Source organism: Polaribacter sp. WD7, from assembly GCF_003335085.1.
Taxonomy (GTDB): Bacteria; Bacteroidota; Bacteroidia; order Flavobacteriales; family Flavobacteriaceae; genus Polaribacter.
The window spans coordinates 51,052-64,642 of the sequence record NZ_QPEJ01000014.1 but is presented as its reverse complement, the minus strand read 5'-3'; the positions used below and the strand labels follow the sequence as shown (position 1 = coordinate 64,642).

Here is a 13,591-nt window from a genome sequence, read left to right as displayed (position 1 = left end):
TTAAAGATAACCACCTTAAAAAAATGGAGTAAACCACCTTTTAAACTCTTTTTAAGCTTCAACAAATTTTTCATAGGCTTTTTATTTCTTACAATTACACTCTTCCTTAATCCTATTCCACTTCTTTTTACTATTTTTAAGATTCAAAAAAATAATTGCAAACCAAACTTAACAACTTATATGCCTAATGGCTAAAAAAGCATCACCGAAGAAACAAAAATCCATAGAAGAAACTTTGTGGGATTCAGCTAATAAATTACGTGGAACTGTAGAAAGTTCAGAATACAAACACGTAGTTTTAGGACTAATTTTTTTAAAATTTGCAAGTGATAAATTTCAAGTTTGTAGACAAGAATTGCTAGACGATGGCAAAGAGAGATTTATCGATATGGTAGAATTCTACACACAGAAAAACGTGTTTTATTTAACCGAAGAATCACGTTGGAGCTACATTATAGAAAATGCCAAACAAGACGATATTGCCCTAAAAATAGATACAGCATTACATACTGTAGAAAAAAATAACCCATCGTTAAAAGGTGCGTTGCCAGACAACTATTTTTCACGTTTAAATATGGATGTCAGCAAACTATCAGCGTTGTTAGATACCATAAACAATATAGACACCTTAAAAGACAAAGAACAAGATATTGTTGGGCGAGTGTATGAATATTTTTTAAGCAAGTTTGCTTTAGCTGAAGGAAAAGGAAAAGGGGAATTCTACACCCCTAAAAGTATTGTAAACCTCATTGCTGAAATGATTGAACCTTACCAAGGCATCATTTACGACCCTGCTTGTGGTTCTGGCGGAATGTTTGTGCAGTCTATGAAGTTTATTGAAGCCCATAATGGAGACAAAAAAGCCATTTCTATTTACGGACAAGAATATACATCTACTACATACAAACTAGCAAAAATGAACTTGGCAATTCGTGGTATTGCTGCCAATTTAGGAGATGTACCCGCAGATACGTTTGCCAAAGACCAGCACAAAGATTTAAAAGCCGATTTTATTATGGCAAATCCACCTTTTAACCAAAAGGATTGGAGAGCTAGTGATGAATTAACAGACGACCCACGTTGGAAAGGCTATGATGTTCCACCAAAAAGTAATGCTAATTATGGGTGGATTTTAAATATGGTTTCCAAGCTCTCACAAAATGGAGTGGCTGGCTTTATCTTGGCAAATGGCGCACTTTCTGGTGGTGGAGAAGAATATAAAATACGTAAAAAACTCATTGAAAACAACTTGGTTGAAGCCATTGTTATATTGCCTCAAAATATGTTTTATACGACCAATATTTCTGTAACCCTATGGATTATAAACAACAATAAAAAGGAGCGTACTGTAAAACTTCCAGACGCTACACGTAACTATAGAAAGAGAGAAGAAGTTTTGTTTATAGATTTAAGAGAAGTTGGTGAGCCTTTTGAGAAAAAGTTTATTCAATTTTCACCAAAACAAATAAAACATATTGCTGACACTTATCACAACTGGCAATGTCATTCTGAGCTTGCAGAAGAATCTTACAAAGACATCCCAGAATTCTGCTTTTCAGCAACAAAAGATGACATCATCAAAAAAGATTATTCTCTTGTACCTAGTAAATACATAGAGTTTGTAAACCGAGATGAAAACATCAATTTTGAGGATAAGATGAAAGCCTTACAAACTGAAATGGCTGATTTATTAAAACAAGAAGCAGAATCGAAAGAAGACTTATTAAATGTTTTTAAAGAGCTTGGTTATGATATCGAATTATAGAAAAATAGGCGATTTCATTAGACAAGTTAATGTCCGAAACGATGATGAAAATATTGAACTCCTTTTAGGTGTGAATCTTGATAAGGTATTCATTCCATCAGTAGCTAATACCAACGGAACCGATATGACAAAATATAAAGTCATTAAAAAAGGTCAGTTTGGTTGTAAGTTAATGAGTGTAGGTAGAGATAAAAAACTTCCTATTTCTAGATTGGTTGATCATGAAAAGGCACTAATATCTTCTGCATACTATGTTTTTGAAGTTTCAGATGAAAGTATTTTAAACCCAGAATATTTAATGATGTGGTTTTCTAGATCAGAATCAGATAGATATTTATGGTTTCAAAGTGGAGGAGATGTTAGAGGTAGAATAACTTGGGATGATTTATGTGATTTACCTATTAAGGTTCCGTCTATAGAAAAACAAAACGAAATTGTTAAAGAATACAACACTGTTGTAAATCGTATAAAACTTAATGAGCAACTCAACCAAAAACTAGAAGAAACTGCTCAAGCTTTATACAAACATTGGTTTGTAGATTTCAACTTTCCTAATACAGAGGGTAAACCTTATAAATCTTCTGGTGGTGCAATGGTTTATAATGAGGAGTTGGATAAGGAGATTCCTGTTAGGTGGAGCGTTGAACCACTGAAGAAACACACTAGTTTTTCTAAAGATAGAGTTAGTATCAACTCTTTATCAATTGAGAACTATATTTCTACTGATAACATGCTTCAAAATAAAAAAGGAATTACTAAAGCCAATAAACTTCCTTCATCGAAGACTGTAGCTAAATTTATATCAGGCGATGTTTTGATTTCAAATATTCGTCCTTATTTGAAAAAAATATGGCACGCATCATTCGTTGGTGGGGCCTCTAATGATGTACTCTGTTTAACTATTAAAAATAAAGATTATCAATCATTCATATACACCATCCTAGAACAGGATTCATTTTTTGATTACATAATGCAAGGTGCAAAGGGAACAAAAATGCCAAGAGGTGATAAGGATTGGGTAATGAATTATCATATAATAAACCCTTCAAAATACGTTTTATCCAAATTTACTAAGTTTAGTAAAATATTCTTGAATTCAAAAAAAGTAAAACACGAGCAAGAAAGATACCTATTGGAATTATCAAATATCTTATTAAAACGTATGACTATAGTTGAGGCTGAAAAAGAAATAATAAATTAAAAAAGTAAAAAAGCTATGTCAAAAATTAGAATAAATGGAATATCAATAGCAAATTACAGGTCATTTAAAGAGCGACAAGATTTTGTTTTTCCAAATTCAGAATATAAAAAACCTGTCTCTATTGTTGGTTATAATAATTCAGGTAAAACAAATTTAATGAATGCAATTTTATTCGCTTTACAGGTTAATTTTGTTAGCAAAGATACTTTTACAATTAATGATTTTCATAATAAAAATATAGATAATGTACCTTCAATTACTCTTGGTGCTACAAGTTCAACTGAAGCTAAGTTTGACGGTGAAAAACAAGCAAACCTCTCTGGTTATCATAGGTTAAAAATTTACATTGATGGCGATGAAATAGAAGGAAGTAAAATAGAATCATTAAATGGTTTAGATCAAGTTCCAAATTACGGAGGTGAATTAGTTGATGATATAAATTGGCAATCTTATGGAGCCACAAGGTATTTTAATATTTTTTACATAAATTTTCATAAAATAAAAGAGGAGATAAGTACTCAAAAAACAAGTTGGGGAAATTTGAAATCATTTTTAGGAAAGCATATTCAAAAAGTCGTAGATACTGATGCAACTATGAGTGATAAAAAGGATGTTTTTGCACAAGAAGTTGATGAGAGTACTAAAAAGGTATTAGCTGATTCAGAGTTAGAAAAGTTTATTAGCTTAATAAGAAAAAACTACATAACAAACCTAAGAAACGACAATTGCACTGTAGAATTTGGACTTCCTACTTATGAAGATATTTTTTTAAAAATGTTATTTAAAGTCGGTTTAAATGGAGATACACAGAACTTAGTACCTATAGATCACTTTGGAGATGGCTATATCTCTATGTTTGTTATGGCTGTGATACAAGCAATAGCTGAATCTAGTGAAGATGATGAGTGTCTTTTTCTCTTTGAAGAACCAGAAAGTTTTTTACATGAAAATCATCAAGAGTATTTTTATAAAACTGTTTTATGTGGTTTAGCAGAAAGAGGGCATCAAGTTATTTTCACAACCCATTCAGCAAAAATGATTAACCCATTTGATACAAAGGGCTTAATCAGATTGGAAATGAATGAAAGCAATCAAACTGTAAAAAAATATAATGATGTAGGTGAGTTTAATTTTGAAGGTTTAGATTTAGGTAATGGTGAACCAATAAATATTTCTCGGTACAATGAATTTATCAAAACGATTGAACCAAATTTAAACAAAATTCTTTTTAGTAAAAAAGTAATTCTCGTTGAAGGCCCAAATGATGTTATGGTCTATAACTATGCAATCAAGCAAAAAGTTTTAGAATTTATTGATGGTAATGAGTCGATATTAAATAAAGATAAGTTTGCTGATGCATATATGAATTTTGAAAATATTTCAATTGTATGTCATCATGGAAAAAGTACTGCTAATTACATAATTGAATTATGTAAACATTTTCATCTTGAATATTTTGTTATCAACGATTGGGATTTTGATGAATCTGAATTATCAATAGAAACAATTATTGGGTTTAAGACATTGACTGAATTAAAAGCAAGTCAAATTTATACACAAAGTGATAAGAAGGCAATGATAACCAATAATTGGAATTTAATTCATAACTCAGGTGTCGCTAATATACATTTTAATGTTAAAAAATTAGAAACTGTAATTGGATATGATTCTGAGAATAAAAATAGCCTAGCAATATGGGATTTAATAAATAGCAATGAATTTGTTTTTAATGAGAATTTATTTCCTAAAAAGTTAGAGTTTTTTTTAGGTTTGATTAAAGAAAACAATGAGGGGTTGGTTGAAGAAGATGATAATCCATTCTTATAATTAGTAATTATGAGTGAAAACATAAAATTTCAAGAACTACAAAATTTCCTCAACCAAAACGAAATTCCTAAAATAAAAGGAAAACCCAAAACCTTTTTAGGTATTGCCAAACAACCCCATTACGAGAATGTAATCTCTAATATCTATGCGTTCTTTTTTAATGTAAATGAAGAGCATCATTTTAAAGACTTATTTATAAAGAGTTTGTTAGAACTGCTAAAAACCTCTAGATTGGGTAAAGAAAAAAGCACTCTAATCAATACTTTTTTCAACTTCGAAATCACTACAGAGTATACTACCAACAAAGGCGGAAGAATAGATCTATTGTTAAGCAGTCCAGAAAACTCAATCATTATAGAAAATAAGGTATACCATCATTTAAATAATAATCTAGATGATTATTGGGAGAGTGTATCAAGTACAAATAAAATAGGGGTTATTCTATCTTTACAACATATTTCAAGAAGTAATTATTCAGCATTTGAATATGCTTCTAATTTTATCTGCATCACACACAAAAAACTGATGCAACAGATTCAAAAAAACATGGGTTTATATTTACTTGATGCTAATGAAAAATACACCATCTTTTTAAAAGATTTCATTCAGAACATAACCAATCTAAGCACTAAAATGATGAATAAAAAAGAAATTGATTTTTACTTTAAAAATCAACAAAAAATAAGAGATACAAAAGCTTTTTTAGAAAGTGTTGAGCATCATGTAAAAACAGAAATTGAAAAGGCTGGTAATGTTTTAAATGGTGTTAATTTAAATACTCCAAGAGCTAATTCAAATTCTAGCAATGTATTACGATATTTTATTTCAGATAAAAACAAAAACCTAATGTTTACCATTTTATTTGATAAATTAACTAATGGAGAAAACAAGTTAGTTATCATAATAGAATTACAACATAAAGCATTAAAAGATAAAAGAAAGTATCATAAAATAGATCTTAGCGAAGAAGAATTAAAAATCTGTTTTACAGATAACTTTTTAAATACTAATAATTTTTGGGCGCACTTCGCACTCAAAGAATATATTTTAGAAGCAGAAGATATTCATAATTTATCTTCTTTTATTATAGATAAACTCGAAAAAGATAACTTCATTTCAATTTTTAGAAAACTAGAAAGTTTTTTAGAAAATTAAAAAACAAAAAATAGCTATGGCAAAATATTCAGTACATCAACAACCAGTAGAAACTTTATTAAGTTGGATAAAATCTGGCGAAATTGCAATACCAGAAATACAACGTCCTTTTGTTTGGAAAAGTGTAAAAGTTAGAGATTTAATAGATTCTTTATATCAAGGCTTTCCTGTAGGGTATATTATTACGTGGCGAAACCCAGATGTAAAGTTAAAAAATGGAGAGTTATCCGCAGGTAAAAAAGTGCTTATAGATGGGCAACAACGTATTACAGCGTTAACAGCTGCTGTTGTTGGGCAGCGTGTTTTAAATAAGAATTATAAAGAAATAAATATACGTATTGCATTTAACCCATTAACTGAAAAGTTTGAGGTACTTAACAAAGCCTTTGAGAAAAGTCCAGAATGGATTAACAACATCAATCCCATTATTAATGATGAGGTTTCCATAACAAAAGCAATTAGAGCCTACGTAAAATTAAATCCAGAAGCTGACGAGGATTTAATAGAAGATAGAATAGAAAATCTAAAACGTATAAAAACCAAACAGGTTGGTATTATAGAGTTAGACAGCTCATTAGATATAGATACAGTTACTGATATTTTTATTAGAATCAACCAAAAAGGTGTGGTGCTTAGCAATGCAGATTTTGTAATGTCTAAAATAGCATCAGATGAAGTGTATGGAGGTAACAAAATGCGTAAACTGGTCGATTATTTTTGCAGATTGTTAGTAGATAAAGATTTTAACAAACATATTATAGACAATGATACACATTTTGCAGAAAGCGATTATTACAAAGCTTTAAAATGGATGGCAACAGGTAGTGATGACTTGTATGTACCAGATTACATTGATGTATTGCGTGTAGCTTTTACATATAAATTCAGTCGTGGTAAATTTAGTGATTTGGTAGCCTTGTTGTCTGGGCGTAATTTTGAAGCTAGAACCTATGAAAGTACAATTTCTGAGCACAGTTATAATAAACTATCAAATGGTTTAATGGACTTTGTAAACCAAACTAGTTATCAACGTTTTATTATGTTGATAAAATCAGCAGGATTAATACATCAGAAATTAATTTCTTCTAAAAACAGTTTAAACTTTTCCTATGCATTGTATTTAAAATTACGTAAAGATGGTATGCCAGAATCTGAAATTCAGCATTACGTAAAACGTTGGTTAATTATGTCTTTGTTAATTAGCAGATATTCAGGTTCAGCAGAATCTATGATAGACGAAGATATTAAGCAAATCAATGAAAAAGGAATTGCAGAGTATTTAAAGCAAATGGAACAAAACCATTTAGGACAAGGTTTTTGGGAGTTTGCATTGGTAAGTCAATTAGAATCTTCAAGCGTAAACAACAACGCTTATAATGTTTATTTAGCTGCACAATGTTATGGCAATGCACCAGCATTTTTATCAAAAAGTATGAAAATTAGTAGTTTAATAGAACAACGAGGAGATTTACATCATATTTTTCCTAAAAAATACCTCGTACAAAACGGATATATACCAAAGCAATATAATCAGGTAGCCAATTTTGTTTACACAGAACAAGCTACTAATATAAAAGTAGGTATGTTACCACCAAAAGATTATTTAGAGAAAGTTAAACATCAGATAAGTTCAAATACATTTGATATTAGTACTTTAGATAGCAACAAAAATTTAGAAAGTAATTTATTGGTAAACGACATTCCTAAAACACTTTTAAACGCAACACATTTAGACTATAATAATTTCTTGAAAGAAAGAAGAAAATCAATGGCATCTAAAATTAAGAATTATTATGAGCAATTGTAAAAATTGATTTTATGAAAAAGTTTACAGAAGCACAATTAGAAAACGTTTTTATAGAGTTATTGGGTAACGAGGGGATTCCTCATGTTTTAGGAAATGCTGTTGAGCGCCAACAAAACGAGGTATTAATTAAAGCAGATATAAAAAGTTATTTGCAAAATCAATACAAGTCAGATAACATTACAAAAAATGAAATAGAAAGTGTAGTTAGAAAATTACAAGTTTTTAGTGCTTCAGACTTATATGAGTCTAACAAGCAAATCATGAAACTAGTTTCTAATGGCTTTCAGTTAGAAAGAGAAGATCGTTCTAAAAAAGACTTATATATTCATTTACTAGATTATTCTGATTCAGATAGCAATATTTATAAAATTGTTAATCAATTAGAAATTTACGGTTATGAAAAACGGATTCCAGATGGTATTTTATATATTAATGGTTTGCCTTTAGTAGTAATGGAATTTAAAAGTGCTATTCGTGAAAATGCAACAATGCATGATGCGTATGTTCAATTAACTACACGTTACAAAAGAGACATTCCAGAACTTTTTAAATACAATGCTTTTTGTGTTATTAGCGATGGTGTAAATAGTAAAATGGGTTCTTTTTTTGCAAATTATGAGTTCTATTATGCCTGGAGAAAAGTGTTGGGTTTAGATAAAGAAGTAGATGGTATCAATTCTATGTATACCATGATTCAAGGTTTGTTTAATAGAAACAGGTTAAGAGAAGTAATTCATCATTTTATCTACTTTCCAGATAGCAACAAACAAGATTTAAAAATAGTTTGTAGATATCCTCAATATTATGCAGCTACAAAATTACTAGAGAATATAAAATCACATCAAAAGCCAGATGGCGATGGAAAAGGTGGAACTTATTTTGGTGCAACAGGTTGTGGTAAAAGTTACACAATGTTATTCTTAGCGAGATTATTAATGCGAAGTACACATTTTAAAAGCCCAACTTTAATAATCATAACAGACAGAACAGATTTAGATGATCAATTATCTGCACAATTTACAAATGCAAAAGAATTTATTGGAGATAATACAGTTGTTAGCGTTGAGAGTAGAAAACAATTAAAAGAGCTTTTACATGGTAGAAAAAGTGGTGGTGTATTTTTAACTACTATTCATAAATTCACAGAAGATTTAGAATTATTAACAGAACGTAATAATGTAATTTGTATTTCTGATGAAGCCCATAGAAGTCAGATTAATTTAGATCAAAAAATTACAGTAACAGAAGATGGAATAAAAAAGACCTATGGTTTTGCTAAATATCTGCATGACTCTTTACCAAATGCAACTTATGTTGGTTTTACGGGAACACCTATTGATGCTACTTTAAATGTTTTTGGAGATATTATAGATTCTTACACGATGACAGAATCTGAAAAAGATGATATTACTGTAAGAATTGTTTATGAAGGTAGAGCTGCAAAAGTTATTTTAGAGAGTAAGAAGCTAGAAGAAATAGAAGCATATTACAACCAATGTGCTGAAGAAGGTGCTAATGATTACCAAATCGAAGAAAGTAAAAAAGCTTCAGCAAATATGAATGCCGTAATTGGCGATCCTGATAGATTAAAGGCAGTAGCAGAAGATTTTGTAAAACATTATGAAACCAGAATAGAAGAAGGTGCAACTTTAAAAGGAAAAGCACTATTTGTATGTAGTTCTAGACCAATAGCTTTTCATTTATATAAAGAAATAATTGCTCTAAGACCAAAATGGACAGAAATTAAAGCGTTTGAAGAAGGTTCTACTCTAACAGAAAAAGAAAAGAAAGAAATCAAACCAATGGAGCGCATTAAAATGATAATGACTCGTGGTAAAGATGATCCTAAAGAAATGTATGAATTATTAGGTACAAAAGAAGACAGAAAAGAATTAGATAGACAATTTAAAAACGAGAAATCGAATTTTAAAATTGCCATTGTTGTAGATATGTGGTTAACAGGTTTTGATGTACCATTTTTAGATACCATGTATATAGATAAACCCATACAACAACACAATCTAATTCAGACAATTTCTAGAGTTAATAGAAAGTATAAAACCAAATCTAAAGGTTTGGTTGTAGATTATATTGGTTTTAAAAAACAAATGAATTTAGCCTTAAAGCAATACTCAAAGGTTGATGGTCAAAATTTTGAAGATATAGAAACGTCTATCATTGTTGTAAAGGATCAATTGGATTTATTGTCTAGACTCTTTCATAAATTTGATGCATCAGACTACTTTACTAAAACTGGCATCAAACAACTAGAGTGCTTAAATAAAGGCGCAGAATTTGTTCAACTTACCAAAAACATAGAAACACGTTTTATGAATATTATAAAACGCTTAAAAGCTGCTTATGATATTTGTTGTGGTACAGAAGAGTTTACAGAAGCCCAGAAAGATCATATTCATTTTTATTTAGCAATTCGCTCTATTGTATTTAAGCTAACAAAAGGAAGTGCGCCAGACACAGCACAAATGAATACAAGAGTTAGAGAATTAATTAAAGAAGCTTTAAAGAGCGATGGTATTGAAGAAATCTTTAAGTTAGGAGAAGACAAAAAGAATGAAATAGATATTTTTGATGAAGCTTACTTAGCAAAAATTGAAAAAATTAAATTACCCAATACCAAAATTAAATTATTGCAACAATTGTTATTAAAAGCAATTGACGATTTAAAAAAGACTAACAAGATTCAAGGAATAGATTTTTCTAAAAAATTTAAAAGCATAGTTGATAAATACAATGAACGTAAAGAAGACGATATTTTACAAAGTAGAGTGCTAGAAGATTTTACGGATGAAATAATTGATTTGTATCATGAATTAAGAAAAGAAAAAAGTTCTTTTCAAGATTTGGGTATTGATTTCGAGGAAAAAGCATTTTATGATATTTTAAAGGCAATTGCACATAAATACGATTTTGATTATCCAGAAGAAAAGTTAATTCATTTGGCTAAGGAAGTTAAGAAAGTAGTAGACGATAAAGCTAAATACACAGATTGGAATCAACGTGATGATATTAAGGCAGAATTAAAAGTTGACTTGATAATTCTGTTAGCAGAAAATGATTATCCTCCAATTACCAAAGACGAGGTTTTTAAGGAAATATTTGAACAGGCTGAGAATTTTAAGAAATATAAGTAAAAAACTTTGTCAATTTTATATTATATAAAAAAATAGTTACAAGTTATTTGATTGCTTTGGACGCCAAAAAAAAGTAATGAAAATAAAACAAAAAATATAGGATATCTATTTCTTAGAGGTTGAAAATTGATAAAATAGATAGATGACTTATGTTTAAGAAAAATTTCAGAATAACTTTACTCACCTACTTTTTAGTTTAGTTTACTCAATTGGTTTAATTTCTTAATTCAAACTTAAAAAGTCAATCAAATCGCCTCCGTTTTCAACTTCCAAATTTTCTAAAAATTCACTGCAACTAATTTGAAAACCTTTTGCTTTTAAATACTGTGCAGTTTTATTCCAATCAACGTATTCAGTTTTATCTGGAAAAGCAATGATTTTGTAATCTTTAATTGGTATTAATATCTTTTCTTTAAAATGGGTTTTACTACCAGTGGCTAACCATAAAAGATTTGGAATTAAAAGGCTCATGGTTATTGCTGTTTTTTCTGACTCTACTACACCAATAATATCCGTTTTAGAAATAGTATTTATAAGGTGCAATCCAAATAAACATTGTTGCAATACAAAATTGGGTAAATTTAATTGTTTGTGCATCCAATAAACATGATTAAAAGGTTCTTTTATTCGCTTTCCCGCAATACTATTGTATTGCATTATTTTTCCGCTTCTAATGTTTTGTGAATCATCAATTTGCCAAAATATTGTTGCACCATACCAATAGTTTGTAGTACCAATGTGATACTTTTTTACAACATTCAATACATCTTGTTGCGGGAAATGTCTGTATAAGTAAGTGACAAAATTACTTTGTTGTCTGGTATTGCAATACTTTTGCAATACATTTTGATTGTGATAGGTAGGTGGTAAAGCGATTGTATTATGGTTTGTAATACAAATATTAGAAATTGTATTATTATTTGGTTTTTTAAAATAACCACATTTACGCTCTCTATCGCATCTACCAATAGTAGGATCTAAATAGAGATTTGTTTCATTGTCGATATATTTTACAAAACTTTTTTTGTGACAATTCGGGCAATTAAATTTCTTACTGCTTCTATCTAAAATGTATTTGTAATTCTTGTTCACCTTATAAATTAGTTTGAGTCGTACTTTTCGTACTATTTATCTGGTACGATTGGTACGATTTTTTTTAATATGATTTTCTAACAAATATTGTAAAGCATCTTTTTTAGAAAACTCTGGAAGTTTATTTCTTATTTTTAAGTTATTTTTATTTACATCAGTCCTGAGCATATTATATAGCTTAACAAACTCTTCTTTAGAAAGAGCTTTAGCAATATTATATACATCAGAAGCTACCATATTAAATTTCTAACTTTTTTCTTCTTTTTCTAATTCCTGCTTCAGAATAACCTAATCTACTTCCAATTTTATCATTTGTAAAACCTTCAGCAACTAACATTTTTATCTGATTATCTATTTGATCAGAACTTATTTTATTATTAGTTTGGAGATGATTTTTTTCAAAATCAAAACCTTCATAACAAAATTTTAAAAAGTTCGTTTCTTTATTAATACTGCATAACACTATATTGTCAGAATCGTAGATATGTTCTGTGTTTCTCTGCTTTATTTGCTTAATATACCTTAAAGCCATGTCTTGAGAACTTTTACCAATTGTAAAACAACTGTCACAAAAATTCATTAACATTTTACTACCCGCTAAATCATTTTTTGTAATAGGTTTAGATTCATCTCTTTTTGGGGTGTGAGCTAGTACTAAAATTGATACTCCACTAGTCCTTGATATTTTTTTGAGCGTTTTCATCAATACCAAAGCATCTTTAGCTTTTTCATTTTCCCCACTTAAGAAAGTAAGATTATCAACTATTAAAATTGATGCTTTATGTTTAGATATACTTTCTGGTAAAGTATTGCAGAGGTATTCTTCAAAATTCTTGTATTGATTAGGTAATCCTAAATCAGTATTCAATTCAGCCCTAAAAAAACCAGGACTAAATTGATAATGATTTTTAAAATTATCTGAATATCTATTTTCAAATTGTTTGTCAGACAACTCAAAATCTAAATACAATACCTTTCTAGCGGAACCCTCTAATTTGAAACCATGTATCCGTTTTCCTTGACTTAAACTATCTGCTATTTGAACAGCAAGAATTGATTTTCCTAAATTAGTATCAGAAAATAGAATACAGACTTCATTCTCATACCAAAGTTCGCTAAATAGCATATTTGGGATTGGTCTATTTTTTGCTTCATCAACCCAAGTATTGGCTTCTTTTACAATTAAGCAACCAGTTTCTAAAGTTTTGGAGTTTAATTTTTGTTGGTGGATATAAATATCCTTTTTAATTAAATCGATTTTTTTTGATAACATAGCATCTCGATTTACTGATTGAAATTATAATCACTAGGAACTTCTAGAAAAACTTCAATAGGTTCTTGATTATCTATATATACTGGACTGTCATCTCCGTAGTAATCTTCTATAAAGTCATTAATAATTTCTCTTACTAAATGAGATACTTTAATTTCTCTTTCTTCTGCAATAAATTGTAATTCCAGTTTATTTTCTTCCGAAATTCTAAAATTGATAGTTTTTTCCATTTTACTTTTTTTATGCTTTATTAGTTAAATAAATGCTTGCTAAAAAGTAAGGAGATTTTACATCAATAGATAACTACCTAATTAACAAG

10 protein-coding genes are annotated in these 13,591 nt (G+C 29.2%); 6 read left to right on the top strand and 4 right to left on the bottom strand.

The window, feature by feature from the left end; translation table 11 throughout:
• The first annotated feature begins 187 nt into the window (after window positions 1–187).
• Genes DUT90_RS01965 through DUT90_RS01940 form a run of 6 tightly spaced genes read left to right on the top strand, consistent with a single transcriptional unit; the run spans window position 188 to window position 10,907 of the window.
• The gene (locus DUT90_RS01965; RefSeq protein ID WP_114425044.1) at window positions 188–1,765 is read left to right on the top strand and encodes a class I SAM-dependent DNA methyltransferase; all 1,578 of its coding nucleotides are present in this window, start codon (window positions 188–190) and stop codon (window positions 1,763–1,765) included.
• Window positions 1,749–2,966 (top strand): restriction endonuclease subunit S, encoded by a 1,218-nt coding sequence (locus DUT90_RS01960; RefSeq protein ID WP_114425043.1) that lies wholly within the window; start codon window positions 1,749–1,751, stop codon window positions 2,964–2,966. Before DUT90_RS01965 ends, DUT90_RS01960 begins: the two co-directional genes overlap by 17 nt.
• 15 nt (window positions 2,967–2,981) lie before the next feature.
• Complete coding sequence (locus DUT90_RS01955) at window positions 2,982–4,793, top strand: ATP-dependent endonuclease (protein ID WP_114425042.1); 1,812 nt, start codon at window positions 2,982–2,984, stop codon at window positions 4,791–4,793.
• A gap of 9 nt (window positions 4,794–4,802) precedes the next feature.
• Window positions 4,803–5,948 carry a PD-(D/E)XK nuclease family protein gene (locus DUT90_RS01950; RefSeq protein ID WP_114425041.1) on the top strand — a complete coding sequence of 382 codons (1,146 nt, stop codon included), beginning with the start codon at window positions 4,803–4,805 and terminating at the stop codon, window positions 5,946–5,948.
• Window positions 5,949–5,964: 16 nt separating this feature from the next.
• Entirely contained in the window at window positions 5,965–7,755 is a 1,791-nt protein-coding gene (locus DUT90_RS01945) for a DUF262 domain-containing protein (RefSeq protein WP_114425040.1), read from the top strand.
• A gap of 11 nt (window positions 7,756–7,766) precedes the next feature.
• Window positions 7,767–10,907, top strand: a complete 3,141-nt coding sequence (locus tag DUT90_RS01940) for a type I restriction endonuclease subunit R (RefSeq protein ID WP_114425039.1) — start codon at window positions 7,767–7,769, stop codon at window positions 10,905–10,907.
• A gap of 222 nt (window positions 10,908–11,129) precedes the next feature.
• Here DUT90_RS01940 and DUT90_RS01935 read toward each other — a convergent pair whose 3' ends face one another.
• Genes DUT90_RS01935 through DUT90_RS01920 form a run of 4 tightly spaced genes read right to left on the bottom strand, consistent with a single transcriptional unit; the run spans window position 11,130 to window position 13,502 of the window.
• Entirely contained in the window at window positions 11,130–11,999 is an 870-nt protein-coding gene (locus DUT90_RS01935) for a DUF6371 domain-containing protein (RefSeq protein WP_114425038.1), read from the bottom strand.
• Window positions 12,000–12,035: 36 nt separating this feature from the next.
• On the bottom strand, window positions 12,036–12,236 hold the full coding sequence (locus DUT90_RS01930) for a hypothetical protein (RefSeq protein ID WP_114425037.1): 201 nt from the start codon (window positions 12,234–12,236) through the stop codon (window positions 12,036–12,038).
• A gap of 1 nt (window position 12,237) precedes the next feature.
• On the bottom strand, window positions 12,238–13,272 hold the full coding sequence (locus tag DUT90_RS01925; RefSeq protein ID WP_114425036.1) for an AAA family ATPase: 1,035 nt from the start codon (window positions 13,270–13,272) through the stop codon (window positions 12,238–12,240).
• An 11-nt stretch (window positions 13,273–13,283) separates the two neighbouring features.
• Entirely contained in the window at window positions 13,284–13,502 is a 219-nt protein-coding gene (locus DUT90_RS01920; protein WP_114425035.1) for a hypothetical protein, read from the bottom strand.
• Window positions 13,503–13,591 lie beyond the last annotated feature (89 nt).

What these genes read in the sequence shown, in the direction of transcription:
- DUT90_RS01965 (WP_114425044.1), top strand. Translation starts at nt 188, where the DNA reads ATGGCTAAAAAAGCATCACCGAAGAAACAAAAATCCATAGAAGAAACT.
- DUT90_RS01960 (WP_114425043.1), top strand. Translation starts at nt 1,749, where the DNA reads ATGATATCGAATTATAGAAAAATAGGCGATTTCATTAGACAAGTTAAT.
- DUT90_RS01955 (WP_114425042.1), top strand. Translation starts at nt 2,982, where the DNA reads ATGTCAAAAATTAGAATAAATGGAATATCAATAGCAAATTACAGGTCA.
- DUT90_RS01950 (WP_114425041.1), top strand. Translation starts at nt 4,803, where the DNA reads ATGAGTGAAAACATAAAATTTCAAGAACTACAAAATTTCCTCAACCAA.
- DUT90_RS01945 (WP_114425040.1), top strand. Translation starts at nt 5,965, where the DNA reads ATGGCAAAATATTCAGTACATCAACAACCAGTAGAAACTTTATTAAGT.
- DUT90_RS01940 (WP_114425039.1), top strand. Translation starts at nt 7,767, where the DNA reads ATGAAAAAGTTTACAGAAGCACAATTAGAAAACGTTTTTATAGAGTTA.
- DUT90_RS01930 (WP_114425037.1), bottom strand. Translation starts at nt 12,236, where the DNA reads ATGGTAGCTTCTGATGTATATAATATTGCTAAAGCTCTTTCTAAAGAA.
- DUT90_RS01925 (WP_114425036.1), bottom strand. Translation starts at nt 13,272, where the DNA reads ATGTTATCAAAAAAAATCGATTTAATTAAAAAGGATATTTATATCCAC.
- DUT90_RS01920 (WP_114425035.1), bottom strand. Translation starts at nt 13,502, where the DNA reads ATGGAAAAAACTATCAATTTTAGAATTTCGGAAGAAAATAAACTGGAA.